The sequence below is a fragment of the Amycolatopsis sp. NPDC051106 genome (assembly GCF_040682775.1).
Lineage (GTDB): Bacteria > Actinomycetota > Actinomycetes > Mycobacteriales > Pseudonocardiaceae > Amycolatopsis.
The window spans coordinates 41,479-67,256 of the sequence record NZ_JBFBBQ010000012.1 but is presented as its reverse complement, the minus strand read 5'-3'; the positions used below and the strand labels follow the sequence as shown (position 1 = coordinate 67,256).

Sequence of the window (25,778 nt, the reverse complement as noted above, 5' to 3'; positions counted from 1 at the left end):
ATGCCTTACTACCGGCGAGTAGGTGAGATCCCGCACAAGCGGCACACCGCGTTCCGGAAGCCGGACGGCGGGCTCTACGCCGAGGAGCTGATGGGCGTCGAGGGCTTCTCCGCGGACTCCGCGCTGCTCTACCACCGCGGCCTGCCGACGGCGATCGTCGACGCCGTGGCGGTCGAGGAGGACCGCGGGCCGCTGACCCCGAACCACCCGCTCAAGCCGCGGGCGTTCCAGACCCGGGACCTCAAGTTCGGGGCCGAGGCCGACGCCGTGACCGACCGGCGCCGGCTCTTCGGCAACGCCGACGTCACCATCGGGTTCGTCACCGCGACCGCGCCCAGCCCGCTCTACCGCAACGCGGCCGGCGACGAGCTGTTCTACGTCCAGGGCGGCTCCGCGACCGTCGAGACGATCTACGGCAGCCTCGAGATCGGCGACGGCGACTACCTCGTGCTCCCGACGTCGTGCACCTACCGCGTCGTCCCCCACGGCGAGGTCGGCCTCTTCATCCTCGAGGCACGCGGGCACATCGGGCCGCCGAAGCGGTACCTGTCGGCGAAGGGGCAGTTCCTGGAGCACTCGCCGTACTGCGAGCGCGACGTCCGCGGGCCGTCCGAGCCGCTCCTGGCGGACGGCGAGGACGTCGACGTCCTCGTGCGCCACCGCGCCGGCCTGACGCGCTACACGTACGCGACGCACCCCTTCGACGTCGTCGGCTGGGACGGCTGCCTCTACCCGTGGGCGTTCAACATCGACGACTTCGAGCCGATCACCGGCCGCGTGCACCAGCCGCCGCCCGTGCACCAGACGTTCGAGGGCCCGAACTTCGTCGTCTGCTCCTTCTGCCCGCGGAAGGTCGACTACCACGAGGACTCGATCCCGGTGCCGTACAACCACGCGAACGTCGACTCCGACGAGCTGATGTTCTACGTGCGCGGCAACTACGAGGCCCGGAAGGGCTCGGGCATCGGCGTCGGCTCGCTCTCGCTGCACCCGTCCGGCTTCACGCACGGCCCGCAGCCGGGCGCGGCGGAGGCGTCGATCGGCGCGGAGTTCTTCGACGAGACCGCGGTCATGGTGGACACGTTCGCGCCGCTGGACCTCGGCGAAGCCGCCGACGCGTCCGAAGACCCCGGCTATGCGTGGACCTGGTCGCGTCGCGGCCCTAAGGTTTAGTCAAGTTTCGGAATTACCGTCCCCTTCCTGTTCCACTGCCCGATAATGGTATTCCGGTGGCGGAACGGGGAGGGTTCGATGATCAATTCCCAACCAGCACGGCGAAAGAGAAAGATTCTCCCGTTCGTGGCCGCGATCCTGGTGGCCGCCGGGCTGATCGTCGGGATCCGGGCCTGGACCAGCGGCTCGGGCGACGAGGCGGACCCGGTGAAATGCACCGGGTCGGACGCCGTCGCCCTCAACGTCGCTTCGTCCCCGGAAAAGGTCGGAATAGTCCAGGAAGCCGCCAAGGCCTACTCCGGACGGACCGTCGCCGGGCACTGCGTCGACGTCATCGTGAAATCGAAGTCGTCGGGCATCGCGATGCAGGCGCTGGCGAACGGCTGGAACGAAGCCACCGACGGGCCGCGCCCCGACGTCTGGACGCCGGCCGCGAGCGGCTGGGTCAACCTGCTGCGCGTCAACGCGAAGGGCGACTCGGCGTCGATCGTGCCGGACGGTGACCCGCAGTCGGTCGCGAACTCGCCGCTGACCGTCGCGATGCCGAAGCCGATGGCCGAGGCGCTGGGCTGGCCGGCCAAGCCGATCGGCTGGAAGGACCTCGCCACGCTCGCGACCGACCCGGCCGGCTGGGCGAAGTACGGCCACCCGGAGTGGGGGAAGTTCCGGCTCGGCAAGACGAACCCGAACATCTCCACCGCGGGGCTGAACGCGACCATCGGCGCGTACTACGCGGCCACCGGCACGTCGTCCGACCTCACCGCGGCCGCGCTCGAGAAGCCCGAGGCCAGGCAGTTCGTCACGAACATCGAGCAGGCGATCGTGCACTACGGCGACAACACGCTGACCTTCCTGACGAACCTGCAGAAGGCCGACGACCGCGGCGCGGCGCTGTCCTACATCTCGGCGGTGACCGTCGAGGAGAGCTCGCTGATCGGCTACAACCAGGGCAACCCCACGAACGATCCCGCCAAGGTCGGCCAGCACGCGCCGCCGAAGGTGCCGATTGTCGCGATCTACCCGGCCGACGGCACGCTCAACTCCGACCACCCGTTCGTCACGCTGAACTGGGCCGACCCGACGCGCAAGCAGATCGCCGCGGACTTCCTCGGCTCCCTGCGGGGGCCGGAGACGCAAGCGCGGTTCGCCGCGCTGGGCTTCCGGTCGTTCGACGGCAAGCCCGGCCCGCAGGTGACGACCCAGAACGGCGTCCAGCCCGACGCGAAGATCAACTTCATCCGGCCACCGTCGCCGGCCGTGCTCTCGAAGCTGCTGAGCTCCTGGAGCGAGCTGCGCAAGAAGGCGAACGTGCTGCTGGTCGTGGACGTCTCCGGCTCGATGGGCGACGAGGTCAAGGGCACCGGCAAGAGCAAGATCGACCTGGCCAAGCAGGCCGCGATCGACGCGCTCGGCCAGTTCGTGCCGCGCGACCAGGTCGGGCTCTGGCAGTTCTCCACCCGCCTCGACAGCGACAAGGACTACCAGGAGCTGGTGCCGGTGCAGGCGCTGGGCACCAACGGCAAGGAGACCCTCGCCAGCCGGCTGAGCGGGTTGACGCCGCAGGCCGGCACTGGGCTCTACGACTCTTCACTGGCCGCGTACGAGTACATGAAGGCGCACATCGACCCGGCGGCGATCAACGCGGTCGTGGTGCTGACCGACGGCCGCAACGAGGACTCCGGCGGCGTCGACCTCGAGCACCTGCTGCCGCAGCTGCGGCCGGAGGGCAACGCGGAGACGGTCCGGCTGTTCACGATCGCCTACGGCTCGGACGCCGACCAGGGCGTGCTGAAGCAGATCGCCGAAGCGACCGAGGGATCGGAGTACGATTCGTCCAAACCGGACTCGATCAACCAGGTGTTCACCTCCGTGATTTCGAATTTCTGACATGAAGTTCGCCCGTGAGCTCGCCGAACCGTGGGGGCTGCTGCTGGCCGCCACCTCGGCGGGCGTGGCGTGGGCCGTCCAGCTGCCGGTGGTCGCGTCGCTCGGGGTGGGCGTCGCCGTGCTCGCGGCCTGGGCGGGCGTCGGCGTCGCAACGCGCGAGAAGGAACCTGCGCCCCGCGAAGCGCGGATCCTCGACGTCGCCGCGGGTTCGGCCGAGGCGAACTGGCTGCGCCGGGCCGAGGGCGCGGCCGACGGGTTCGGGTCGTTGAGCGAATCCCTCGACGCGGGCCCGCTCGCCGACCGCGTCGCGGACATGGAGCCGGTGGTCCAGGAGACGCTGGCGACGCTCCGGCGCCTGGCAGGCCGCGCGTCGGCGACCGGGAAGGCCCTGTCCCGCGTCGACCTCGAGACCGTGACGCGGGAGCGGCGCCGGCTGGAGCAGTCGATGGGATCGGCGCGCGAGGAGGTCCGCGGCGATCTCGAACAGGCGCTCTCGGCGGTGCAGGCCCAGGAGGACGTGCACGCGCGGCTCTCCGGCGCGCGCGACAAGCTGCTGGCGCAGCTGCAGTCGGGCGCGTTGGGGCTGGACAGCCTGGTGGCGCGCGTCGCGGAGCTGACGGCGGCGACCACGGACGTCGCGGTGGACACCGGGGCGGTGCGCGAGCTGAGCGACCAGCTGGAGGGCATCCGGCAGGGCGTGCTGGAGACCGAGCAGGCGACGCGGAAGTCGCTGGGTTAGGCGGCTACCGGCGTCCGGTCCCGGCGAGGCAGCAGCAACGGCGTCACCAATACGAGTACGCCGGCGGCACCGATCGCGACGCGCGGGCCGGTGAAGCTCGCAAGCACGCCCCAGAGCGCCGTCAACGTGGCGATCGACGCCTTGGTGCTGACCGACCACGCCGAAAGCGTGCTCGCGACGCGGTCCGCCGGGAGCTGCTCGAGCCGGTAGGTCGCGAGAACCGGGTTGAACACGCTGCAGCTCACGATGATGCCCAGCTCGACGAGCATGACGAACGCGAGCCCGCCGGTGCCGCCCGGCACGAAGGCCAGCGCGAGCAGCCAGCACGCCCGCAGCGCCCCGGACGTCAGCAGCACGGGGTGCCGGCCGAACCGCGCGACGAGCCGCGGGGTCAGCCTCGACCCGGCGAGCCCGCCGAGGCAGGGCACCGCGAACGCGAGCCCGTACTGCCACGGCGTGAACCCGAGCTGGTTCAGCATCAGCACCGCGAGCAGCGGTTCGGTGCACATGATCAGGCCGTTGAAGAGCAGGACGTTGAAGTACAGCGGCCGCAGCCCGGGGTGGGTCAGGATCGTGCGCCACCCCGCGGCCAGGTCCCGGGCGCGCAGGCGAGAGGTCTCCCGCGGGCGCGGTTCGGCTCCGCCGATCGCCCGGATTCCGAGCGCGGAGAGCAGGAAGCTGACGGCGTTGGCGGCCACCGACGTCACCGGCCCGAAGAGCGCGAACGCCGCCCCGCCGAGCGGCGGGCCGAGCGCGGTGGCCGTCCAGTTCGTCGACTCGAACCGCCCGTTCGCGACGAGCAGGTCTTCGGGCGCCACGAGCCCCTTCAGGAAGGCGCCGCTCGCCGATGTGAAGGTGATGTCCGCCGCGGCGACGACCACCGAGACGACGAGCAGCTGGGCGAAGCTCAGCGACCCGAGGGCGTAGAGGGCCGGCACGCTGATCAGCGCGGCGAACCGGACGAGGTCCATGGCCACCAGCACCGGCCGCTTGGGCCGCCGGTCGACCCACGGCCCCAGCGGCACGGCCACGAGCGCGCCGACGGCCGGACCGACCGCGGCGAGCGCCGAAACGGCCGCGGGCCCGGCGTGCAGCACGAGGATCGCCAGCATGGGGAAGGCGCCGAAGCCGAGCCAGGTGCCGAACGCGCTCACGGCGTAAGCCGTCCACAGCCACCTGAACCGCCGCCCGAGCGACCTTCCGCGCATCACCGGAGGATCAAAGCGAAGAAGAGCCGCGGGGATCAAACAACCACCGCATCGGCGCGCCACAACCCCGCGTTGTGACCCTAGAGTCGGTCGTCGTGGATCTCGATGCCGTGCGCACCTTCGTCGCCGCCGCGGACGCCGGCCGGTTCCAGGACGCCGCGGCCGACCTCGCCATCACGCAGCAGGCCGTCTCGAAACGCATCGCGGCGCTGGAGAAGACGCTGGGCGCCCGCCTGTTCACGCGCACCGCCCGCGGCGCCCGGCTCACCGGCGAGGGCGAGGCGTTCCTGCCGCACGCCCGCGAGCTGCTCCGGGCCGAAGCGCGAGCGCTCGCTTCGGTCCGCACCGGCCCGCTCCGCGTCGACGTCATCGGCCGGCGCCTCGGCACCGCGGCCCTGCTGCGGGACTTCCACACCGCGCACCCGCAGGTCGCGCTGGAGGTCCTGACGCTCTTCGACGCCGCGGCCGCGATCACCGCGGTGCGCGACGGCGAGATCGACGCGTCCTTCCGCGCCGTCGCCGCGCGCGAACTGCCGGAGGGGGTCGCGTCGGCGTGGGTGCACGACGAACCGCTCCACCTCCTCACGGGCCCCGCGCACGCCCTCGCCGATTCGCCCGCGGTGACTCCGGAGCACTTGAAGGGCCACCGCATCTGGATGCCGGGCATCGTCCCCGGCACCGAATGGGCGGCCTACTACGCCGAGTTCGCCGCCGCGTTCGGGCTCTCGATCGACGCGGCCGGCCCGAACTTCGGCACCGAGGTGCTGTTCGACTTCCTCGCGGAGTCGGCCGAGGTGGCCACTCTGATCGGAACCGGCGCGCGGTTGCTGTGGCCGGCGGGTCACGACCTGCGGCAGGTGCCGATCGCGAACCCGACGCCGGTGTACTCGCACTGCTTGGTGTGGCGCCGCGACAACCCGCACCCGGCCTTGGCCGCGCTCCGCGCCCACCTCCGGTCCGGCTCGCGGGCCCCGGACGCTTGGCGGCCGAGCTGGGCTCAGCCCAGCCAGACCGTGCCCAGCACCGGATAGCCCGGCACGCCCGCCTTCGCCGCGCCCGGCCTGGGGACGCCCGCGATCCACAGGCGGCCCGTCGCCGCGATGTTGGCCGCCATCGAGGGGTCGGCCCTGGGCAGGCGGAACCCGATCACCGTCCCGTCGGCGAGCATGGTCAGGCCGCTCAGCCGGGCCGCGCCGTGGCGGCCCATGCGGACCGGGCCGTCGAGGACCGCGCGCAGCTCCGTCCAGTGGTCCGCCGGCAGCGGACGGCGGTAGGCGACCGCTCGCAGCGCGGTCACGAGCGCGCCCAGCAGCGCGCCCGCCGCGACGGTCAGCGCCGCCCACTTCGTCACCGGGAAGTCGACCCGCACCCACGCGGCGAACGCGGCCAGGGCCAGCAGGAACGCCGCCGCCGTGCGCAGTTCGCGGGCGATCCGGCGGCGGTGCGCGGCCAGCACGGGGTCGAGCCGCGGCGAACCGGACGCCACCACGGGCGGCACGGCCACCGCGCCCGCCGGCGGCGCGTCGAAGATCCGGGCGCGGCGCACCCGCACGACCCCGGAGAAGCCGACGAACACCTTGGGGCCGCGGCCCAGCAGCCACACCCGCCGGTGCCCGGCCAGCAGCAGCCGGTACGCCTCGTCGAGCCGGACGCGCAGCCAGCGGCCGTCCGGCAGCCGGACGCCGACCGTCCGCCCGGCGGCCACCAGCCCGTCGGACGCGATGTCGACCTGCCGGAACGGTTCCCGCTTCAGCCGGGTCTCGGGCACCCGGAGATGGGCGCGGTAGCGCCACCACGCCACGACCGAACCGGCCAGCGCGAGCGTGCCCAGCGGCAGCACGATCCCGGCGCCGGTGAAGAACTGGGCGATGCCGATCACCGGCAGGACCCAGGTCAGCAGGCGCCCGTCCGCCGCGGTGCGGCCGATCCGGTCGAGGTACTCGCCGAAGATCGGGAGCGCGCCCGACGGCATGGCGGGGTCGAGCTCGAACGCGGGCACGCGTTCGGGAACCGGGACGATCTGCACGCTGGCCCCCACCGTGTCGATTGGTCACCGGTCTTTTCGGAATTTTGCACAGCGCCGTTACCCGATACTCCATTCAGCGGAACACCCCCGTGACCCGGACCGCACACGAGCGACTATCCAGACCGTCGGATTCAGGTTAGGCTAACCTAAGTAGGAGGTGAGCCGTGACCGAGGCCCCGACATCCATCCGCCGCCCGCCGGCACCGAACCCCGCCGAGCGCGCCAAGACGATCGCGACCCGCAACGGTCCCGCGTCCCTGATGCCCACCTGCGAACGCGCCGGTCTCGACAGCGAGCGCGTCGTGCCGCTCCTGCACCACGTGCACCACAGCGGCAGCGTCAGCGTGCTGCTGCCCGACGACCACCCGATGGTCGGCGCAGCCCAGCAGACCCAGCGCGGCGAGCTGGCCGTGATGGTCGAACTCGCCGACCAGGCGCCGGTCGCCCTGCGGGAGCCGATCCGCGGACTGCTGTGGATCACCGGCTGGCTGCGGCCGCTCTCGCCGGTGTCGGCCCGCGCGCGGGCGGTGTCGATCGCCGAGTCGCGGCCGGACGAACGGCTCCTCGACGTCGGCCACGGCGTCACGCTGCTGCGGCTCACCCCGGCGTCGCTCGTGCTCGCCGACGCCGAAGGCACGCACTCGCTGCGCCCGCACATGTTCAGCGCGGCGCCACCGGACCCGTTCCACGACTACGAAGCCCAGTGGCTGCGGCACCTCGAGAGCGACCACTCCGACGTCGTCGAGCAGCTGGCCATGCACCTGCCGGCGGAGCTGCGCGGTGGCCGGATCCGCCCGCTCGGGCTCGACCGGTTCGGGCTGCGGCTGCGCGTCGAGTCCGACGCCGGCGACCACGACGTCCGGCTGGCGTTCTCCAAGTCCGTCGAGAGCCCGCCGCAGCTCGCGATGGAGCTGCGGCGGCTGGTCGGCTGCCCGTTCCTGCGGGGTGCGTCAGGCTAGCTCGGCGGGGAAGCCGCCCTTGGCCAGCGGACCCCAGCTCTCGATGGTCACGCGGATGATGCTCTTGCCCTGCTTGACCATCGCTTCGCGGTATTCGTCCCAGTCCGGGTGTTCACCAGAAATGGCCCGGAAGTACTCCACGAGCGGCTCGACGGAGTCCGGGATGTCCAGCACCTCGGCCGTGCCGTTCAGCTGGACCCACTGGTCGTTCCACTCGTCGGACAGGATGCATGCGGAGACCTTCGGGTTGCGCTTGATGTTCACGATCTTCGCGCGCTTCGGGTAGGTCGAGATGACCAGCCTGCCCTCGGCATCGACGCCGCACGTGACCGGCGAGAGCTGCGGCCCGCCGTCGGCCTTCGTGGTCAGCAGGATCGCGCGGTGGCGGGTGGACAGGAACTCGACCAGCGCGGCGCGGTCGACGGTTTCGTTGGTGGCGATGCTCCTCGGCATACCCCGAAGGTAGCGTGCGCACATGACGTTCACCGCGCGATCGTGGCTGGCCCCGGCCCGCCCCGAGTTCCCCGGCGCGATCGAAGACCCGGTCGAACGCCGGGCGATCAAGGTCGAGCTGCTGATCGTCTTCGGCATCACGCTCGGGCTGTCCGGCGTGCGCAGCCTGCTGTCCCTTGTGGACTCGCTGCTGCAGCCGACGCCCTTGGCCCAGCAGCAGGTCCAGCTCAACGTCCCGCAGGCCGCGGCGAGCCTGATCGACCTGCTCAAGCAGCTGCTTTCGGCCGCCCAGCTGGTCGGCTGGGGCGCGCTCGGGCTGTACTTCCTGTGGCGCGCGGGCATCAAGATGGCGCAGGTCGGGCTGGACCGCCGGTCGCCGGGGCGGGACGCGTTGCTGACGCTCGGCCTGGCCGCGCTGATCGGGATCCCCGGCCTGGCGCTGTACTTCATCTCCTACCACCTGGGCTTCAGCCTGGCCGTGCAACCGTCCACTTTGGGCGACACGTGGTGGCGGCCGATCACGCTGACGCTCTCGGCGTTCGGCAACGCGTTCGCCGAAGAGGTCCTGGTCATCGGCTACCTGCTGACGCGGCTGCGCCAGCTCGGCGTCCGGGAGAACACCGCGCTGGTCGGCGCCGCCGTGCTGCGCGGGTCGTACCACCTGTACCAGGGCTTCGGCGGGTTCGTCGGCAACCTGATCATGGGCCTGGTGTTCGGGCGGCTGTGGCAGAAGACGAACCGGCTGTGGCCGCTGGTCGCCGCGCACACGCTGTTCGACTTTGTGTCCTTCGTCGGGTATGCCCTGTTGAAGGGGCACGTTTCCTGGTTGCCCTGACTAAGCTCGGGGAGTGATCGACGAAACGGCACCTCCCCGGGTGGACAGCGAAGTCGGACCCCTGCGCGCGGTGCTGCTGCACCGGCCCGGCAACGAGCTCAAAAGGCTGACGCCCCGCAACAACGACCAGCTCCTCTTCGACTCGATCCCGTGGGTCGACCGGGCCCAGGCCGAGCACGACGCGTTCGCCGACGTGCTCCGCAGCCGCGGCGTCGAGGTGCTGCTGCTGGCCGACGCCCTCCGGACGGCGCTGGAGGACGACCGCGCCCACGCGGCCGGCGTCCACGCGGCGGTCGACGACCGGCGGCTCGGCGGCGACCTCGCCGACTCGCTGCGTTCGCACCTGTCCGGCGTCACGTCGGCCGGCCTCGCCGAGGTGCTGATGGCCGGGATGACGTTCGAGGAGCTGCCCTCCGCGGAAGGCGCGTCGCTGGTGCGGATGATGAACCACCCGCACGACTTCGCCGTCGACCCGCTGCCGAACCTGCTGTTCACGCGCGACTCGTCGGCGTGGATCGCCGACCGCGTCGCGATCTCGTCGCTGACCATGCCCGCGCGCCGCCGCGAGACCGCGGTGCTGGACCTGATCTACGCCTACCACCCTTACTTCCGGCACGCGGCCCGCGCGTACGGCGCGCATTCGGCGCCGATCGAGGGCGGCGACGTGATGCTGCTGGCACCGGGCGTGCTGGCCATCGGCGTCGGCGAGCGGACGACCGCGGCCGGCGCGGAGTCGCTCGCGCGGTCGGTGTTCGCCGACGGCATCGCGCACACCGTGCTCGCGGTGCCGATCGAGCAATCGCGCGCGACCATGCACCTGGACACGGTGTGCACGATGGTCGACGCCGACGCGGTCGTGATGTACCCGCTGGCGCGCGACTCGCTGACGGCGTTCACCATCCGCCCGACCGGCGACGGAGGCGTCAAGGTCGCGGGCCCGGCGCCGTTCCTGGTGGCCGCGGCCGAGGCGATGGAGATCGACCGGCTGCGCGTCATCGACACCGGCCTCGACCCGGTGACGGCCGAACGCGAGCAGTGGGACGACGGCAACAACACCCTGGCGCTGGCGCCGGGCGTGGTCGTGGGTTACGAGCGGAACGTGGAGACGAACGAGCGCCTGGAGGCGGCCGGCATCGAGGTGCTGCCGATCGCCGGGTCCGAGCTGGGCTCCGGCCGGGGCGGGCCGCGGTGCATGTCCTGCCCGATCCGCCGGGAAGCGTTGCGGTGAATTCAAGTAAGCCTTCCCTAAATGGGTACGACAATTTAGGGAAGGCTTACTTAAATTAGGTTCGTCTTCTTTAGGAATGGTAACCCTAATAGGGTCCAGATCACCAGCTCCGAGTGGCCTTTCAGCGAAACTTGATCTATTCTGATTCTCATGTCCCTGACGAAGAAGAAAGAACCGCGCTCGAAGTTCTACGAACTGCTGCAGGCGCAGATCCACAACGAGTTCAACGCGTCCCAGCAGTACATCGCGCTCGCGGTCTGGTTCGACGCCGAGGACCTGCCGCAGCTGGCGAAGCACTTCTACAAGCAGTCCGTCGAAGAGCGCAACCACGCGATGGCGCTCGTGCAGTACATGTTGGACCGCGACCACCACGTCGAAATCCCCGGCACGGGCGAAGTGCGCAACGACTTCTCCGGCGTCACCGAGGTCATCGAGCTCGCGCTCGAGCAGGAGAAGGACGTCGCCACCGACGTCTCCGCGATGGCCAAGGCCGCCCGCGCCGAAGAGGACTACATCAGCGAGCAGTTCACGCAGTGGTTCCTCAAGGAGCAGGTCGAAGAGATCTCCCAGATGAGCACGCTGCTGAACGTCGTCAAGCGCGCGAACGGCAACCTGTTCGAGGTCGAGAACCACCTGTACCGCGAGTCCGTCGGCGACGGTGGCCGCGACTCCGGGATGCCGCCGGTCGCCGGCGGGGCACTCTGACAGCCTCCCACCACGAGGTTCGAAAACCCGGGCTCTCCCCCTGTGGACAGCCCGGGTTTTCGCATGTGGCCGGCGCTCAGCCGGCGCAGTCCTGGTTGACGCTCATCAGGCTCGTCTGCACGACCCCGGAGTCATCGAGCCGGAAGTGGTAGTCGGCGGCGTCGGTGGCCGGGGCGACGACACCCCCCGACTCCTCCTTCGCGGCGGGGTAGGTCGCGAGCACCTGCTCTTTACTTGAGCCGGCGCCGATGCCCTCGGCCGTGTGCGCCACCTGCTCCGGGGTGACGACCGTGAGCCCGACCGCTTTCGAGACCACGACGGTCGCGGCCGACGGCACCCCGCTGCCCTGCGCGGTGTACACGGTGCAGCTGGCACCGGCCTGCGATTCGGTGAGCGTGACGCCCAGCGCGGCCATCTGGGTCTCGGACATGCCGAGCTTGATGGTGCCGAAGCCGTCCGAACCGAGCAGCGGCCCGCTCAGCACGGACGGCAGCTTCGACGGCGGCTGGGCCGACGACGGCCGTGGAGACTTCGACGTCGGCGAAGCGGGAGGCGCCGAGACCTCGATGTCCTGGGTCCTGGTCGGCACGGGGGCCGAGGTCTGGGGCTGCCGCCCGGCCGTGAGGTTCTCGGGCGGCTTGACGCTGATCGAAGATCCGTCGGCGGTCATCACCGCGGTGCCGTCCTCGGCGTGCAGGTGCACCATGGTGAGCCCGCCCGAGACGGCCACCACGGCCGCCGCGACCCCGGTCACGGCCAGGACGCCCTGACGACGGCGACGACGCCGTCGCGCACCGGCGACGATGGTCGTGCCGGCTTCCGGTGGCGGCGGCAGGTCCAGCCGTTCGTCGGCGAACAGCTCACGCAGGCGCTGCTCGAGCTCGTCCTCGGAGATGTTCAACCCGCGTCACTCCCTTCGCCTTGGATGTCGGCCACGGTCAGTTTCGACCGCAGTGACGCGATCGCCTTGCTGGCCTGGCTCTTGACGGTGCCCTGCGTAACGCCGAGGGCACCGGCGATCTCCGCTTCCGAGAGACCTTCGTAGTAACGCAGGACCATGACGGCCCGTTGTCTCGGCGGCAGCGTTCGTAACGCGCGCCACAGCGGCTCGTGCTCGAACGGGTCGTCCGGCACGTGCGGGCTGGTGTCCGGCAGATCGGCCACCAGGTTCTCCCGGCGCGTCCGGCGCCACCGGCTGACGTGCGCGTTCGCCATCGATCGGCGGACGTAGGCGAGCGGATCGCCCGTCTTTTCGTGCACGTAGGTCCAGCGCGAACCGATCTTCTCCAGCACGGTCTGCACCAGGTCCGCCGCGTCGTGCGGGTTGCCGGTGAGCGCGTGGCCGTAACGCAGCAGCCCCGGCAGGGTGGCCTGCACGAAGTCGCCGAAGTCGGCCAGCTCACCCGGCAACGTCGCGGCCCTCCCTCGGCCTGCGCTGGTCACCCAGGTATCTCCCCCGGTGAAGACGGGTGCCGCAGCCGTCACCGTATCGCCTCCCATCGGGGTCGGGTAGCCAGAAGCCGAGTCGCTTTCCCCCTCCACACGCATCACAGCCCCCTCAGGTTGCCCGCGTTCCCGCCCGGATTCGCCGCCGCCCGGCCGGGTGATGAGTTGCCCACGTCAGCGGCGCGCGAGCGAGTCCGGCAGCCGGAAGCCACCCTCGGCCGTTTCGGCGAACGGGTGCACGCCGACGACGGCGGCGTGCGGAATCGGCCCGTAGACGTGCGGGAACCAGATCCCGGCCGGATGCGGCGGCGCGCCGTCTTCCCAGCGGACCGGCGCCTCGACCTTCGCCGGGTCGATCTCGAGCAGCACCAGGTCGGTCCGGCCCCGGTAGCGCACGTTGGCCGGCAGGTGCGCCGTGCCGAAGTCGGAACAGTGGATGAACCCGACCTCGTCCAGAGAAGCCGGCCGGTACTCGCCGCCTTCGCCCACTTCGGCCCAGTCGGCCGCCCCGCAGATGTGGAGTATCACGCGGAGAATGGTCCCACCACGCCGTTCCGGCGGCGGTGTCTCGTACGCCACATAAGGCCTGGTTGAACGCTCACCGAGCAGTTTCCGGTCACCGGGACGGACCGGTGGTCCGCCACTTTCCGACAGTGTCCGACGCGGGATGCGGGAGAGCCGGTCCGGCTTCTCGTTCCGGCCGCCGTTCGACAGCCGACCGACGCGGGGTGCGGGAGAGCCGGCTCCTCATGCTGGCCGCGCGGGCTGTCATTCAAAGCCGACCGGCGCGAGGTGAGGGAGAGGCGGTCTCCTCGTTCCGGCCGCCGCGGACTGCCGCTCGAAAGCCGGCGGGGCCCACCCGTGGACCGAAGCCGCGGGCCGGCGCGGTGCGGCCGGACCCGAGCCGCCGCCGAGCGTGGTGCTCGGCGGCGGTGGTGGTCACTCCGGGCGCGAGCCCGGCGTTGGTCGGCGCAGGGTGAGCTGACGGCCGATGGAGCCGTCGCGGGCCGCGAGCCCGGCGCGGGTCAGCGCAGGGTGAGCTGGCGGCCGATGAGGCCGTCGCGGGCGCGGCGCTCGGCCGCGTTCAGCGGTTCGGCGTCGAGGGACTTCAAGGCCGTCTCGAGGCGGCTGCCGAGGGCGTCCTTCGCCTCCGCCCACTCGCGGGCGTGGGCCTCGGGGTCGAGGTCCCAGACCGGGACCAGCAGGCCGTGCGCCCGGAACGAACCGGCGTAGCGGGAACCCTCGCCGAGGCCGAGCTCGCCGGCCGCGGACAGCCGGGCCAGTGCCTGGAGCAGCAGGTTCTCCGGCTCCGGACGGACCCAGCGCAGGTGCGCCTTCTCACCGGCGAGGACCCAGTAGGCACCTGAGCCCAGACGTTCGGTCGGCATGATCGCGGCGTTCGCGCGCTCGAGGGACACCGCGACGTCGCCGGTCGCGTCCGCGTCCGCCGGCAGCCACCAGGCGAAGTCCTTGTGCAGCGTGACGTCGAGCTCGGCGCCGGGCGTGAGCAGGTCCTGGAGACGGGCGTGCTCGTCGGCTTCCGGCGGGGTCGTCGTGTCCGGCACGCCGAGGACGTCACCCTCCTTGGCGTCCAGCAGCCACTTCAGCGAGCGGCCGAGGTCGCGGCTGATGTCGGAGGAGCGGGTCTGCACCTGCAGGCCGAGGTACCGCTGGCCGTCCGAGCGGACGAACGCGGCCGCGGCCATCGGCAGCACGGTGCCGAGGGTGACGTCGCCGCCGTCGGCGAGGGTCAGCTTGGCCGTCGCAGACGGCACGAACTCGCGCAGCGCGATCAGCTCGGGCTCCGCCGCCAGTCCCTCGAACGGCTGACCGACGAAGACGTCGCGCACCTTCGGCTTGCGGTCCGTCGCCTGCTTGGGCCCCTTCTTGCGCGCGCCCTTGCCCATTGCTGCCTCCTCTGGCTCGGCTTGGAACGCTATCGAAGGGTTAGTCTCGCGACGTGTTCGACCCCCGCGATCCCGCGTTCCTGGAAGACCCGTACCCGGCGTTCGCCGCCCTGCGCGAGCAGGGCGACGTCCATTTCCACGACGAGCTGGGGCTCGCCGTGGCGGTGTCGCACGCCGCGTCGTCGGCGGTGCTGCGGCACCGCGGGCTGGGCCGGATCTGGCAGGACGCGCAGCCGCTGGAACGGTTCGCGTCGTTCAACCTGCTGCACCGCAACTCGCTGCTGGAGAACGAGCCGCCGGCACACACCCGCCTGCGCCGCCTGATCGCGGGCGCGTTCGGCCGCGGCCACGTGCAACGGCTGCGACCGATGGTCGCGACGCTCGCCGACCGGATGGTCGACGACCTCGCGGCCGCGATCGCCGCCGACGGCAGCGCGGACCTCCTCGAGCACCTGGCCCAGCCGCTGCCGGTCGCGGTGATCGCCGAGCTGCTGGGCGTCCCGGGATCCGACGGGCCCCGCATGGTGGAGTTGTCAAACAGCATCGTGAAGATGTACGAGTACGGCCTGCCCGAGGACGCTCGTGACGCCGCCGAGCGGGCGGCCACCGAGTTCGTCGAGTACGTCCGGTCGGTGGCTTCGGCCCGCGCCGACGCCCCGGGTGACGACATCATCAGCGACCTCCTGCGCAGCGAGCTGACGCCGGACGAGCTGGTCGCGACCGCGGTGCTGCTGCTGATGGCCGGCCACGAGGCGACGGTCAACGTGCTCGGCAACGGCATCACGGCGTTGCTCACGCACCGGGACCAGTGGGAACGCTTGCTGGCGGCTCCTTCCTTGCTGGATTCGTGCGTCGAGGAACTGATCCGCTTCGACGCGCCGTTGCAGCTGTTCGAGCGGACGGCGACCGAGGACGTGTCGATCTGCGGACATGTCGTCCCGCAGGGGCAGAAGATCGGCGCACTGCTGGGTGCCGCGGCCCGCGATCCGAAGGTGTTCGACGCGCCGGACACCCTCGACATCGGACGGACGCCGAACGCGCACCTCGGCTTCGGCCTGGGGATCCACTACTGCGTGGGGGCTCCTCTCGCTCGGGTGGAGATCGCCGCGGCGTTGGGTGCGCTGGCCGCGAAGCTGCCGGGGTTGCGGATCGCCGCGACTCCGCGGCGACGGCCCGAGTTCGTGATCCGGGGCCTGCGGGAGCTTCGCGTCACCGTGTGAGCCGGGTCCGGCGTGATCCGGGGCGGATCTCGCGTGCCTGGACACGGAACTCGCGTGATTGAAGGCGGAACTCGCGTGATTGGCGGGGCATCTCGCGTGATGGGGGAGGCATCACGCGTGATTGGACGGACGACACGCGGGTTCATGGGGTTACTCCGGTGAAGAGGTCCTCCTCGACGTTGGGGCCGGGGGTCGGGTGGGCCAGGTGGTAGTCCTCGTAGGGCCAGGCTTTTCGTTCTATTCCGCGTGAGTGGGCGAAAAACGGGTGGGCCGGGTCGACCTGGGTCTGGTGGGCCAGGAGGGCTCGGTCGCGCGTCGCGAAGTGGGACTCGCAGCGGATTCGGGTGGTGACCGGCAAGGGGTCTTCGAGCGGGAGTTCGGCCAGGACGTCCGCCATCGCGGACTCCAGGCCGGCAGCCACGGTCGCGTCGTGCAGGGCTTGGAACCACGCCCGGCTCAGGGTTGCTTGGTAGTACAGCTTTTGTGGCTGCCAGGGTTCGCCGGTGCCCGGGTAGCGGGCGGGGTCGGCGGCCGCGGTGAAGGCTTCGAGGGTCACCTCGTGGGTGCGGATGTGGTCCGGGTGGGGGTAGCCGCCGGTTTCGTCGTAGGTGATGACGACGTGCGGGCGGAACTCGCGGATCAGCGCGACCAGCGGAGCAGCTGCTTCCGACAGTGGGAGGGCCGCGAAGCAACCTTCCGGTAGTGGGTCGCCTTCATCGGGCAAGCCGGAGTCGACCAGCCCGAGGAAACGGTGGCGGACGCCCAGGATCTCGGCTGCCGCGGCCATCTCGCGACGACGGACCGCCGGGAGATCGGCGCGGTTTTCGGCGGTGTCCACCGCCGGGTTGAGGATGTCGCCGCGCTCGCCGCCGGTGCACGTGGCCACCAGAACGTCGACGCCTTCGGCCGCGTAGCGGGCCAGGGTCGCCGCGCCCTTGCTGGACTCGTCGTCGGGGTGGGCGTGGACGCTCAAGAGGCGGAAGGTCATCGGATGCTCCTTCGGGGGTAGAAAGCCGCGGGGATCAGGGTGAAAGCGGACAGTGCCAGCGCCCACGTGAACGTCGTGCCGAACGCGGTGGGAGGCGCCGACGACGTGAGGGCGTGGTGGAGGATCGCCGCCAGGAGCGCTGTACCCAGCGAGCCACCGACTCGGTTGATCACGTTGAACGCGCCGGCCGCCCGGGGAATGCGGGAGCGTTCCAAGGAGCCGTACAGCGTGGTCATTCCCGGCGCTGTCGCCGCGCCCAGGCCGGCTCCGCGGATCAGGAGGGACAGCGTCAGCAGGACTCCGCTGGGAGCCGACCCGAGCTGGGTGAACGCAACCGTGCCCAGCAGGGACAGGCCGATGCCGGCCAGCATCATCCGCCGAGGGCCGAAGCGGGCCAGCAGCCGGCCGCCCGCGACGAGGACCGCCGCCGACCCGAGGGCCTGGGGTGCCAGAAGCAACCCCGACTTCCACGGGCTCGCGTGCTCCACCTGCTCGTAGTACAGCGGCAGTAGCAACATCGAGCTGTAGAGCGACGCACCCAGCAGGAAGGTGCTGATCGAAGCCACCGCGAATCCCTTGTCCCGGAACAGTTTCAGGTCGAGTACCGGCGACGGCGTCCGCGAGGCATGGATGCCGTACGCCAGCAGCAGCGCCGCTCCGGCGACCCAGGCGACGACCACGCCTTCGGCCAGCCCGTAGACGAACGCCGCAAGTCCCGGCGAGAGCAGGAGAATCCCGCGGACGTCCAACGGCGAACGAGCGCCGGAAGGTGCCGGAGCCGGGAGCAGCCGGCGGGCGACCACGAACGTCGCCAAACCCAGCGGGACGACCCCGAAGAACATCCACCGCCAGCCGAAGTCCGCCACCAGGGCGCCGCCGAGCAGCGGGCCCAGCACCGGCGCCACCGTGGCCGGCAGGGTGACCACCCCGATCATGCGGCCCAGGGCCGGCCCGGCCTCCTGCGCGAACACCGCCTGCCCGACCGGCTGCATGAGCCCGCCGCCCAGGCCGTGGAGCACCCGGAACGCGATCAGCGCCGGCGCCGACCACGCGAAGCCGCACAGCAGCGTGCCCGCCGTGAAGACCGCCACCGCCGCCAGCCACACCGCGCGGCCGCCGAAGCGGTCGCTCAGCCAGCCCGACAGCGGGATCGCCGCCGACGCCGCGAGCAGGTACGCGCTCGCCACCCACTGCACCGTGGTCACCGAACTGCGCAGGTCACGGGCGATCGCGTCGATCCCGACGGTCACGATCGTCGCGTCGAGGATCGACAGCACCGCGCCCATGATCAGGACGCCGCCGAGCTTCCACAGCCTCGCGTCGGGCCGGGCCACTGCCGTCGTCACATCCACCCCCAGGAGATTAGGTCGAACCTCAGATTAGGTCCAACCCACTCACTGGGTCAAGCACAATCTTGGGTCCGACCCAGTAGAGTGACGCCCATGAGCGAGGGACTCCGGGCCCAGAAGAAGCACGAGACCAGGAAGACCATCTCGGACGTCGCGACGAAGCTGTTCATCCGCAACGGCTTCGAGGACGTGACGATCGCGGACATCGCCACCGAGGCGCGGGTCGCCAAGATGACCGTGACGAACCACTTCCCGCGCAAGGAGGACCTGGTCTTCGACATCCGGGCGGACTTCACGTCATGGCCGGCCACCCTGGTCCGCGACAGCGTCTTCCACGACACCCGCGAGCTCTACTTCGAAGCGCTGGGCGCCGAACACGCGCTGGTCGGCTTCTCGGGCCCCGGCTTCGTGCGGATGATCAAGGAGAGCCCGGTCCTGACGAACGCCCTGCACGAGATGCACCGCGAGCGCGAGGCCGCCCTCACGCACCTGCTGATCCGGCGTCACCCCGAACAGGGGCTCGAGCCGGTGCTCGCCGCCGCACACCTCGCCACCGTGCTTCGGGTGCTTTTCCAGGAGGTCTTCGACCGGAACCTCGAAGACGAAAAGGGCATCGCCGACGCGGTGTGGCCCATCGCCGAACTGGCCTTCGACCAGCTGGAACCGGTGCTCGGCCGGTACTAGCGCGCCGCGCCCGCGGGCCGCGCGTTGCGCAGCTCGGGCTCCGGAGCCCCCGTCACCTTCAGGACGCGCATCGAGCGCACGGCTCGCGCGTCCGACGGCGCCACCAGGGCGGAGAACCGCCGCACGACCAGCGCCGTCACCACGGCCAAGGCGGCCGCCGCCAGGTCGGTCAGCGCGACCAGGACGACGCTGTCGGCCATCGACTGGACGTCGTCGCGGAAGCGCCAGACGATCGTCACGCCCAGCAGTACCCAGTTCAGCAGCCAGGCGCCCCACCACACGAGGATCTGCCGCGACGGCTTCGGCCGGACGTCACGCGGGCGGCCCAGCACCGCGTGCTCCAGCTCGCCGGCGATCGACAGCGCCATCGGCAGGTTCGCGATCGGCACGAGGACGCCGACCAGCACCTGCCACACCGGCCGCGCCGGGTCGTCGCCCGAGACGTCCGCCGCCGCCCGGCGGGCGACCAGCAGCCACCAGAGCGACAGCCCGGCGGGCAGGAGCGCGAGGATCGAGGCCAGCAGGCCGGCGGTGAGCACGAAGCCGTCGGAGAACGCCACCACCGAGCGGTTGAGCGCGGACTCGCGGCCCTGGACAAGCAGCACGTATCGCCAGACCTCCGCGCCGGCGGCGACCACGCAGAGGAGCGCGAACGCGAAGAGGACACCGATCAGGCTGCGGCTGAGCACCGGCATCCGGTCGATCGGGCGGACCTCGTCGGACGCCGTGCCGGGCACCGACGTCGGACGACGCCAGACGAGGTTGGGGAAGCCCCAGCGCGGCGGCACCGGGTACGACGGCGGCCCGTAGTACCGCTCGGGCGGCGGTACGCGGCGACGCGGCCACGCGCCCGGCGGCGGGGTCGCCACCCAGCGCAGCTTCGGCCGGTGCACGGGGCGGCGGTGGTACGGGTACGACTCCGGCTGGGCGGCCAGCGTCCGGCCCTGCAGTTGCTGGGCGTTCGGCGGCGGCGCCTGGCGCGGCCAGTACCCGGGTGGGTACTGAGGAGGCTGACCCGGCTGCAAGGCTAGATCACTTCGGGATCGATGCCGGGGTGCTCGCCGACCATCGGCCGGCCTTCGCGCTGCCACGCGCCCATGCCGCCGGCGACGTTCACCGCGTCCCAGCCGCTCTGGTTGAGCCACGCGGTCGCGCGGGCGGACCGGCCGCCGCTGCGGCAGATCACGTGGATCGGCTGGTCGTCGGGCAGGTCGGTCAGCTCGCCGACGCGGGCGGGCAGCTCCCCCATCGGGATGTGCACCGCGCCGGGCGCGTGTCCGGCGGCCCACTCGTCGTCTTCGCGGACGTCGAGCAGCACGAGGCCGTCCTTGGGCAGGTCGCGGACCTCGGCGGTCGGCAGTTCAGCAGGGCTCACCACGATCTCCATGCTGCCATGCGGGGGCGTTGCCCGCGCGTGAGGTCGACGCCCCCGCGAAGCGGTCAGTGACAACCGGGGCTCCGCCCCGGGCCGGGGGCTCCGCCACCCGGAGCCCCCGCAAAGCAGTCAGTGACAACCGGAGCTCCGCCCCGGGCCGGGGGCTCCGCCACCCGGAGCCCCGCAAAGCGGTCAGTGACAACCGGGGCTCCGCCCCGGGCCGGGGGCTCCGCTACCCGGAGCCCCCGAAAAGCGGGTCAGTGCGTAACAGCCTTCTCGGCACCCGCGCCGGTCAGCGCGCGCACCTCCATCTCGGCGTACTTCTTCGCGTTGCGTTCCTTCGACAGGACCGTGCCGAGCCAGCCGAGCAGGAACGCCGCCGGGATCGAGACCAGGCCCGGGTTGTCCAGGGGGAACCAGTGGAAGTCGACGCCCTGGATCATCGACGCGCTCTTGCCGGTCTTCGCGTCCACCGGCTTGCCCGAGACCGCCGGCGAGAAGACGATCAGCACGATCGTGACGACCAGCCCGCCGTAGATCGACCACAGCGCGCCCTGGGTGTTGAACCGCTTCCAGAACAGCGAATACAGGATCGTCGGCAGGTTCGCCGACGCCGCCACCGCGAACGCCAGGGCCACCAGGAACGCGACGTTCTGGCTCTTCGCCAGGATGCCGCCCGCGATGGCCAGCGCGCCGATCACCAGCGCCGTGATCCGGGCGACGCGGACCTCGCCGCCGGTGGAGACCTGGCCCTTCTTGAGCACGCTCGCGTAAACGTCGTGCGCGAAGGACGCCGACGCCGTGATCGTCAGGCCGGCGACCACCGCGAGGATCGTCGCGAACGCCACCGCGGAGATGAAGCCGAGCAGCACCGGGCCGCCGAGTTCCAAGGCCAGCAGCGGGGCGGCCGCGTTGGTCGTCCCGGGCGCCTTCGAGATCTTGTCCGGCCCGACGAGCGCACCCGCGCCGTAGCCGAGGACCAGCGTGAACAGGTAGAACACGCCGATCAGCACGATGGCCCAGACCACCGAGCGCCGCGCGTCCTTCGCGGTCGGGACCGTGTAGAAGCGCATCAGGACGTGCGGCAGGCCCGCCGTGCCGAGCACCAGCGCGATGCCGAGCGACAGGAAGTCGAGCTTCGTCGTGCCGGTCTTGCCGTACTGCTTGCCCGGGTCGAGCAGCGCCGCGCCGCCCTTGCCGCCCTTGTCGACGGCGGCCTGGAACAGGCTGGACAGGTTGAAACCGTACTTGCCGAGCACCCACAGCGTCATCGCGAACGCGCCGACGATCAGCAGCGCCGCCTTGATGATCTGCACCCAGGTGGTGCCCTTCATGCCGCCGATCAGCACGTACACGATCATGATCACGCCGACGACGGCGATCACGACGTCCTGCCCGGCCTCACCTTCGATGCCCAGCAGCAGGTTGACCAGGCCACCGGCGCCCGCCATCTGCGCCAGCAGGTAGAAGAACGAAACGACCAGCGTCGAAATCGCGGCCGCCGCGCGCACCGGCGTCTGCTTCATGCGGAACGCGAGGACGTCGCCCATCGTGAACTTGCCGGTGTTGCGCAGCAGTTCCGCGACCAGCAGCAGCGCGACGAGCCACGCCACCAGGAAACCGATCGAATAGAGGAAGCCGTCGTAGCCGTTGACGGCGATCGCGCCCGCGATCCCGAGGAAGGACGCCGCCGAAAGGTAGTCGCCGGAAATGGCGATGCCGTTCTGCGGACCGGTGAACGCCCGGCCGGCGGCGTAGTAGTCCGACGCCGTCTTCGTGTTCCGGCTGGCCCGGAACACGATCACCAGCGTGATCGCGACGAAGACCAGGAAGATGATGATGTTGAGGGTGGAGTTGCTGCCCTCCACGCCCGCCGCGAGGGTCATTTGCCGGGCTCTCCTTCGATGCGGGCGCGGATCTCGTCGGAGACCGGGTCGAGCTTGCGGTTGGCGTAGCGGACGTAGAGGCCCGTGATGACGAACGTCGAGACGAACTGCAGGAGGCCGAAGACCAGGCCGACGTTGATGTTGCCGGCCAGCTTGGTGCTCATGAAGCCGTGCGCGTAGTCGGCGAGCAGCACGTACAGCAGGTACCACAACAGGAACAGCGCGGTCATCGGGAAGACGAACACCCGCAATCGGCGGCGCAGGTCCGTGAATTCGGGACTCCCCTGGACGCTTTCCCAGTCGGTCTGCGGCTCCGCGCCACCGACGTCGTGTTCGGTGCTGCTCACAGCGGATCTCCACCTTCCCGTTTTTCGTACTGGCCGTACTGGTAGAAACCAACGGAACGTATGGGTCGACCGTGTAATTCGTAATCCCTCGATCGGGTAATACTTTCTTACTGGCTGTCAGCGCATTACTTGCGATGCCGGCCTCGGCCGGCGATTCGCGTCTTTTCTTCGGCTTGTCCGAATCGGGCGACCGCCCTATCGCGCATGAAGCCGAGCGGATCGGGCGCGTGCAGCCGCAGCATGATGTCGTGCACGTGGTCCGGACGGCCGTACCCCGTCGCACGGCTGACGAAGTACGTCGTCACGAACGCGATCGGCACGGTGATCAACGCCGGCTGGTTGACGAACCACGGCGCCCAGCCGCCGGTGTAGCCGCTCACGACGTTGACGATCAGCGCGGCCAGCACCAGGCCGCCGCCGACGAACATCCCGGCCAGCGCCCCCGGCCAGGACAGCTTGCGCCACCAGATGCCCAGCACCAGCAGCGGGCTGAACGTCGACGCGGCGAGCGCGAACGTCAGCCCGATCGACAGCGAGATGTCCTCCGGCCGCAGCGCGACCGCCAGCGCGATCGGGAACAGCGCGACCAGCCCGGTCGCGACGCGGAAGTCGCGGACCCGGCCGGGCAGCAGGTCGGTCGAGACCACTCCGGCGACGCTGACCAGCAGCCCGGACGTGCTGGAAAGGAACGCGGCGAACGCGCCCGCCGCGGTGACCGCCCCCAGGATCTGGCCGCCGACCCCCGGCAGCATCGCCGAGGGCAACCGCAGGATCGCCGCGTCCGTCTTGCCGGTGACCAGCAGCTCCGGGACGTACATCCGGGACAGCGCGCCCAGCAGCGTCGGGAACAGGTAGAACAGGCCGAGCAGCAGCAGGACGTGCACGGTGGTGCGGCGCGCGGCCTTGCCGTCGGGGTTGGTGTAGAAGCGGACCAGCACGTGCGGCAGGCCCATCGTGCCCAGGAACGTCGCGAACATCAGCGAGTACGTCTGGAGCAGGTCGGTGAGGCTGCCCGAGCCCGGGTGCAGCCAGTTCGCGTTGTCCGCGACCGAGTCGCTGACCACCGGCACCGGCGTGCCGGCCAGGAACTTCAGCTTGGTGCCCTCGGAAACCGTGTGCGGCGCCAGCGGGGTCCAGTGCGTCGGCCCGGCCGCCGGGCCGTTGTCGGTGCGCCCGTAGGCCCAGAGGTAGGTGTCGCTCCGGACGTGCAGGGTGACGTCGGTTTGGACGTCCACTGTGGTGTCGCTGGTGAAGACCGGCGGCGCCGCCGCGCCGAGCGGGCGGAAGCCGTCCGGGCCGCCGCCGGCGAAGAAGACCATGCACAGCACGAACGCGGGCACCGAGATCGCGAACAGCTTGAGCCAGTACTGGAAGGCCTGGACGACGGTGATCGCGCGCATGCCGCCGGCGATCACGTTGAACGCCACCAGGACCATCACCACCACCGCGCCGGCCCAGACCGGCACCGGCAGGATCGTCGCCAGGGTCAGGCCGGCGGCCTGCAGCTGCGGGACCATGTAGAGGATCCCGATGAACACGACGAACCCCGTGGAGAACCGGCGAAGGCCCTTCGAGCCCAGCCGCATTTCGACGAAGTCGGGCAGCGTGTACGCGCCGGAGCGCCGCAGCGGCGCCGCGACGAAGAGCATCAGCGCCAGGTAACCCGCGGTGAAGCCGATCGGGAACCACAGCGCGTCGGCCCCGTCCTTGAGCACGATTCCCGCGATGCCGAGGAACGACGCCGCGGACAGGTACTCACCGGAGATCGCGGCGGCGTTGCGGCGGGACCGCACGGTCCGCCGGGCGACCAGGAAGTCGTGCGTGCTCGTGGCCGAACGCGAAGAGCGGTGACCGAGGAAGAACGTCACCACGGCGACCAGCACGATGCCGGTCAAGGCCCACGGGTTCAGCTGCACGGAGGAATCCTCGCACGAGCGGGTGCGAAACTAGTTTTCGATCATGTCCACGAACGCGCGTTCGTTGCGTTCGGCCAGCCGGTTGTACCAGATGCCCACGCCGAACAGGAACGGGAACGGCAGGACGCCGAGGATCAGCCAGGCCACCGGGATGCCGACCACGCTCAGCCGGGAGAATCCGGGAACGAGGTAGAACAGCGCCGGCAGCGAACCGAACACGACGACGACGAGGCCGGACAGCAGCAGCGCCGTGCGCAGCTGGACCTTCACCAGGTGGTCCTTGACGAGCAGCTTGCCCCAGCTGGTCTGCTCTTCCAGCTCGACGCGGGCGCGCAGGCTGCCGCCGCCGCGACGCGGGTCGTTGAGGATCACTCGTTCCCGCTTGGGCCGGGCGTGGTGCTCCGGCTTCGGCGCCGGCTCGTTCTCCGGCGCCGGCGGGAGCGGCTCGACGACGGCCTGCTCCGACGGCTGCGGCAGCGGCCGCTGCTGGCGGACGCGCCGGCCGAGCGTCGGATCGGGCTCTCGCACGCCGTTCGCGCGGCGGTCGTAGAAGTCGTCGCTCATGACCGGCCCCGGCTCAGCCGTTCCGGCCCGAACCGACCAGCCGGTCCTTCAGCGCCCGGGTGTGCCGCCTGCTGACCGGCAGCACCTTCTCCTCGTTGCCGATCACGACCTGGTAGCCGCCCTGGCCCATGCGCAGCTCCGTGATGAGCGGCAGCGCGACCAGGAACGACCGGTGGATCCGGACGAACCCGGCTTTCTCCCAGCGTTCTTCGAGCTGGGCCAGCGGGATGCGGACCAGGTGGCTGCCTTCGGTGGTGAACAACCGCGCGTAGTCGCCCTGCGCCTCGACCCAGCGGACCGAGGAACGCGGGATGAGCTTGGTGGTGCCCGCCAGCTCGACCGGGATGACCTCGTCGTCGTTCTTCACGCCCGGCTCGCCGCCGAGGGCGCCGGGCGCCGGCGCCGCCGCTGCGGCCAGCTTCTCGATCACGCGCGAGATCGCGCGGTCGAGCCGATCCTGCTGGTACGGCTTCAGCACGTAGTCGAGGGCGCCGAGGTCGAAGGCGTTGACCGCCTCTTCGGCGTGCCCCGTGACGAACACGAGCGCGGGCGAGGGCCGGAGCGCGGCGAACACGCGGGACATCTCCATCCCGGACAACCCGGGCATGTCGATGTCGGCGAAGACGGCGTCGACGATCGGCAGGCCACGCTCCTTGCGGTCGCGTAGCCTCGGGTCGTCGGTCGACAGCAGCCGCAGCGCCTCGGACGCGTCGATCGCCGGGAACACCTTCGCGACGTGCGGGCTGTTGCGCAGGCAGTGGACTAGTTCGTCCAGACCTCGAGGCTCGTCGTCCACAGCCAGGACCACGAGCTTCCGGGTGTCATCGTGAGCACTCACAGTGAAACGCATCCTGCCCATTGCCGAGTGCAATGTCCAGCCCCC

The 25,778-nt window shown here is 70.9% G+C and carries 26 protein-coding genes; 10 read left to right on the top strand and 16 right to left on the bottom strand.

What is annotated here, in order from left to right; genetic code table 11:
• The 3 genes from AB0M83_RS12495 to AB0M83_RS12485 all read left to right on the top strand — a co-directional run bounded on the left by AB0M83_RS12495 (position 1) and on the right by AB0M83_RS12485 (position 3,799).
• Positions 1 to 1,173: a homogentisate 1,2-dioxygenase domain-containing protein gene (locus AB0M83_RS12495; RefSeq protein WP_364516246.1), complete on the top strand. Its 1,173-nt coding sequence runs from the start codon at positions 1 to 3 to the stop codon at positions 1,171 to 1,173.
• A gap of 78 nt (positions 1,174 to 1,251) precedes the next feature.
• The gene (locus tag AB0M83_RS12490) at positions 1,252 to 3,060 is read left to right on the top strand and encodes a substrate-binding and VWA domain-containing protein (protein WP_364516244.1); all 1,809 of its coding nucleotides are present in this window, start codon (positions 1,252 to 1,254) and stop codon (positions 3,058 to 3,060) included.
• Position 3,061: 1 nt separating this feature from the next.
• A complete protein-coding gene (locus tag AB0M83_RS12485) occupies positions 3,062 to 3,799 on the top strand; it encodes a hypothetical protein (protein ID WP_364516242.1) in 738 nt (245 codons plus the stop codon).
• Here the strand turns inward: AB0M83_RS12485 and AB0M83_RS12480 are convergent.
• Positions 3,796 to 5,010 carry an MFS transporter gene (locus AB0M83_RS12480; protein ID WP_364516240.1) on the bottom strand — a complete coding sequence of 405 codons (1,215 nt, stop codon included), beginning with the start codon at positions 5,008 to 5,010 and terminating at the stop codon, positions 3,796 to 3,798. The genes AB0M83_RS12485 and AB0M83_RS12480 overlap by 4 nt on opposite strands.
• Positions 5,011 to 5,102: 92 nt before the next feature.
• Here AB0M83_RS12480 and AB0M83_RS12475 point away from each other — a divergent pair, with 92 nt between their 5' ends.
• Positions 5,103 to 6,038, top strand: coding sequence for a LysR family transcriptional regulator (locus AB0M83_RS12475; RefSeq protein ID WP_364516238.1), 936 nt, complete (start codon positions 5,103 to 5,105; stop codon positions 6,036 to 6,038).
• Here the strand turns inward: AB0M83_RS12475 and AB0M83_RS12470 are convergent.
• A complete protein-coding gene (locus tag AB0M83_RS12470; protein WP_364516236.1) occupies positions 6,005 to 7,033 on the bottom strand; it encodes a hypothetical protein in 1,029 nt (342 codons plus the stop codon). The genes AB0M83_RS12475 and AB0M83_RS12470 overlap by 34 nt on opposite strands.
• Positions 7,034 to 7,197: 164 nt before the next feature.
• Between AB0M83_RS12470 and AB0M83_RS12465 the strand changes: the two genes are divergently transcribed.
• The gene (locus tag AB0M83_RS12465; protein WP_364516234.1) at positions 7,198 to 7,992 is read left to right on the top strand and encodes a DUF2470 domain-containing protein; all 795 of its coding nucleotides are present in this window, start codon (positions 7,198 to 7,200) and stop codon (positions 7,990 to 7,992) included.
• On the opposite strand, the gene AB0M83_RS12460 is transcribed toward AB0M83_RS12465, so the two are convergent.
• Positions 7,984 to 8,445, bottom strand: coding sequence for a PPOX class F420-dependent oxidoreductase (locus tag AB0M83_RS12460; RefSeq protein ID WP_364516232.1), 462 nt, complete (start codon positions 8,443 to 8,445; stop codon positions 7,984 to 7,986). The two genes, AB0M83_RS12465 and AB0M83_RS12460, sit on opposite strands and share 9 nt — an antisense overlap.
• A gap of 22 nt (positions 8,446 to 8,467) precedes the next feature.
• Between AB0M83_RS12460 and AB0M83_RS12455 the strand changes: the two genes are divergently transcribed.
• From AB0M83_RS12455 to AB0M83_RS12445, 3 genes are all read left to right on the top strand, one after another.
• Complete coding sequence (locus AB0M83_RS12455) at positions 8,468 to 9,280, top strand: type II CAAX endopeptidase family protein (RefSeq protein WP_364516230.1); 813 nt, start codon at positions 8,468 to 8,470, stop codon at positions 9,278 to 9,280.
• A gap of 40 nt (positions 9,281 to 9,320) precedes the next feature.
• Entirely contained in the window at positions 9,321 to 10,508 is a 1,188-nt protein-coding gene (locus tag AB0M83_RS12450; RefSeq protein WP_364516397.1) for an arginine deiminase, read from the top strand.
• Positions 10,509 to 10,658: 150 nt separating this feature from the next.
• On the top strand, positions 10,659 to 11,213 hold the full coding sequence (locus AB0M83_RS12445; RefSeq protein WP_364516229.1) for a ferritin: 555 nt from the start codon (positions 10,659 to 10,661) through the stop codon (positions 11,211 to 11,213).
• Between the two features lie 76 nt (positions 11,214 to 11,289).
• On the opposite strand, the gene AB0M83_RS12440 is transcribed toward AB0M83_RS12445, so the two are convergent.
• From AB0M83_RS12440 to AB0M83_RS12425, 4 genes are all read right to left on the bottom strand, one after another.
• A complete protein-coding gene (locus tag AB0M83_RS12440) occupies positions 11,290 to 12,114 on the bottom strand; it encodes a hypothetical protein (RefSeq protein WP_364516227.1) in 825 nt (274 codons plus the stop codon).
• Complete coding sequence (locus tag AB0M83_RS12435) at positions 12,111 to 12,623, bottom strand: SigE family RNA polymerase sigma factor (protein WP_364516395.1); 513 nt, start codon at positions 12,621 to 12,623, stop codon at positions 12,111 to 12,113. The genes AB0M83_RS12440 and AB0M83_RS12435 overlap by 4 nt, the downstream gene beginning before the upstream one ends.
• A gap of 210 nt (positions 12,624 to 12,833) precedes the next feature.
• Complete coding sequence (locus tag AB0M83_RS12430) at positions 12,834 to 13,187, bottom strand: DUF952 domain-containing protein (RefSeq protein WP_364516225.1); 354 nt, start codon at positions 13,185 to 13,187, stop codon at positions 12,834 to 12,836.
• Between the two features lie 497 nt (positions 13,188 to 13,684).
• Positions 13,685 to 14,566 (bottom strand): DUF5926 family protein, encoded by an 882-nt coding sequence (locus tag AB0M83_RS12425; protein ID WP_364516223.1) that lies wholly within the window; start codon positions 14,564 to 14,566, stop codon positions 13,685 to 13,687.
• A 53-nt stretch (positions 14,567 to 14,619) separates the two neighbouring features.
• Between AB0M83_RS12425 and AB0M83_RS12420 the strand changes: the two genes are divergently transcribed.
• On the top strand, positions 14,620 to 15,786 hold the full coding sequence (locus tag AB0M83_RS12420; RefSeq protein ID WP_364516221.1) for a cytochrome P450: 1,167 nt from the start codon (positions 14,620 to 14,622) through the stop codon (positions 15,784 to 15,786).
• A 142-nt stretch (positions 15,787 to 15,928) separates the two neighbouring features.
• On the opposite strand, the gene mca is transcribed toward AB0M83_RS12420, so the two are convergent.
• The gene (gene mca / locus AB0M83_RS12415; RefSeq protein ID WP_364516220.1) at positions 15,929 to 16,774 is read right to left on the bottom strand and encodes a mycothiol conjugate amidase Mca; all 846 of its coding nucleotides are present in this window, start codon (positions 16,772 to 16,774) and stop codon (positions 15,929 to 15,931) included.
• On the bottom strand, positions 16,771 to 18,126 hold the full coding sequence (locus AB0M83_RS12410; RefSeq protein WP_364516218.1) for a DHA2 family efflux MFS transporter permease subunit: 1,356 nt from the start codon (positions 18,124 to 18,126) through the stop codon (positions 16,771 to 16,773). Before AB0M83_RS12410 ends, mca begins: the two co-directional genes overlap by 4 nt.
• A gap of 90 nt (positions 18,127 to 18,216) precedes the next feature.
• Here AB0M83_RS12410 and AB0M83_RS12405 point away from each other — a divergent pair, with 90 nt between their 5' ends.
• Positions 18,217 to 18,807: a TetR/AcrR family transcriptional regulator gene (locus AB0M83_RS12405; protein WP_364516216.1), complete on the top strand. Its 591-nt coding sequence runs from the start codon at positions 18,217 to 18,219 to the stop codon at positions 18,805 to 18,807.
• Here the strand turns inward: AB0M83_RS12405 and AB0M83_RS12400 are convergent.
• The 7 genes from AB0M83_RS12400 to AB0M83_RS12370 form a co-directional block, all read right to left on the bottom strand.
• Positions 18,804 to 19,832 (bottom strand): DUF4328 domain-containing protein, encoded by a 1,029-nt coding sequence (locus tag AB0M83_RS12400; protein WP_364516214.1) that lies wholly within the window; start codon positions 19,830 to 19,832, stop codon positions 18,804 to 18,806. The genes AB0M83_RS12405 and AB0M83_RS12400 overlap by 4 nt on opposite strands.
• Positions 19,833 to 19,834: 2 nt before the next feature.
• Entirely contained in the window at positions 19,835 to 20,194 is a 360-nt protein-coding gene (locus tag AB0M83_RS12395; RefSeq protein WP_247016004.1) for a rhodanese-like domain-containing protein, read from the bottom strand.
• 245 nt (positions 20,195 to 20,439) lie between these two features.
• Positions 20,440 to 22,068, bottom strand: a complete 1,629-nt coding sequence (locus AB0M83_RS12390; RefSeq protein WP_364516212.1) for a cation acetate symporter — start codon at positions 22,066 to 22,068, stop codon at positions 20,440 to 20,442.
• Complete coding sequence (locus AB0M83_RS12385) at positions 22,065 to 22,415, bottom strand: DUF485 domain-containing protein (RefSeq protein ID WP_364516210.1); 351 nt, start codon at positions 22,413 to 22,415, stop codon at positions 22,065 to 22,067. The genes AB0M83_RS12390 and AB0M83_RS12385 overlap by 4 nt, the downstream gene beginning before the upstream one ends.
• A 125-nt stretch (positions 22,416 to 22,540) precedes the next feature.
• Positions 22,541 to 24,331, bottom strand: coding sequence for a cation acetate symporter (locus AB0M83_RS12380; RefSeq protein WP_364516208.1), 1,791 nt, complete (start codon positions 24,329 to 24,331; stop codon positions 22,541 to 22,543).
• 30 nt (positions 24,332 to 24,361) lie between these two features.
• A complete protein-coding gene (locus tag AB0M83_RS12375) occupies positions 24,362 to 24,895 on the bottom strand; it encodes a hypothetical protein (protein WP_364516206.1) in 534 nt (177 codons plus the stop codon).
• Between the two features lie 13 nt (positions 24,896 to 24,908).
• Positions 24,909 to 25,745 (bottom strand): LytTR family DNA-binding domain-containing protein, encoded by an 837-nt coding sequence (locus tag AB0M83_RS12370; protein ID WP_360664733.1) that lies wholly within the window; start codon positions 25,743 to 25,745, stop codon positions 24,909 to 24,911.
• Between the last annotated feature and the right edge of the window lie 33 nt (positions 25,746 to 25,778).

What these genes read in the sequence shown, in the direction of transcription:
- AB0M83_RS12495 (WP_364516246.1), top strand. Translation starts at nt 1, where the DNA reads ATGCCTTACTACCGGCGAGTAGGTGAGATCCCGCACAAGCGGCACACC.
- AB0M83_RS12490 (WP_364516244.1), top strand. Translation starts at nt 1,252, where the DNA reads ATGATCAATTCCCAACCAGCACGGCGAAAGAGAAAGATTCTCCCGTTC.
- AB0M83_RS12485 (WP_364516242.1), top strand. Translation starts at nt 3,062, where the DNA reads ATGAAGTTCGCCCGTGAGCTCGCCGAACCGTGGGGGCTGCTGCTGGCC.
- AB0M83_RS12460 (WP_364516232.1), bottom strand. Translation starts at nt 8,445, where the DNA reads ATGCCGAGGAGCATCGCCACCAACGAAACCGTCGACCGCGCCGCGCTG.
- AB0M83_RS12455 (WP_364516230.1), top strand. Translation starts at nt 8,468, where the DNA reads ATGACGTTCACCGCGCGATCGTGGCTGGCCCCGGCCCGCCCCGAGTTC.
- AB0M83_RS12445 (WP_364516229.1), top strand. Translation starts at nt 10,659, where the DNA reads ATGTCCCTGACGAAGAAGAAAGAACCGCGCTCGAAGTTCTACGAACTG.
- AB0M83_RS12425 (WP_364516223.1), bottom strand. Translation starts at nt 14,566, where the DNA reads ATGGGCAAGGGCGCGCGCAAGAAGGGGCCCAAGCAGGCGACGGACCGC.
- mca (WP_364516220.1), bottom strand. Translation starts at nt 16,774, where the DNA reads ATGACCTTCCGCCTCTTGAGCGTCCACGCCCACCCCGACGACGAGTCC.
- AB0M83_RS12405 (WP_364516216.1), top strand. Translation starts at nt 18,217, where the DNA reads ATGAGCGAGGGACTCCGGGCCCAGAAGAAGCACGAGACCAGGAAGACC.
- AB0M83_RS12395 (WP_247016004.1), bottom strand. Translation starts at nt 20,194, where the DNA reads ATGGAGATCGTGGTGAGCCCTGCTGAACTGCCGACCGCCGAGGTCCGC.
- AB0M83_RS12390 (WP_364516212.1), bottom strand. Translation starts at nt 22,068, where the DNA reads ATGACCCTCGCGGCGGGCGTGGAGGGCAGCAACTCCACCCTCAACATC.
- AB0M83_RS12375 (WP_364516206.1), bottom strand. Translation starts at nt 24,895, where the DNA reads ATGAGCGACGACTTCTACGACCGCCGCGCGAACGGCGTGCGAGAGCCC.
- AB0M83_RS12370 (WP_360664733.1), bottom strand. Translation starts at nt 25,745, where the DNA reads ATGCGTTTCACTGTGAGTGCTCACGATGACACCCGGAAGCTCGTGGTC.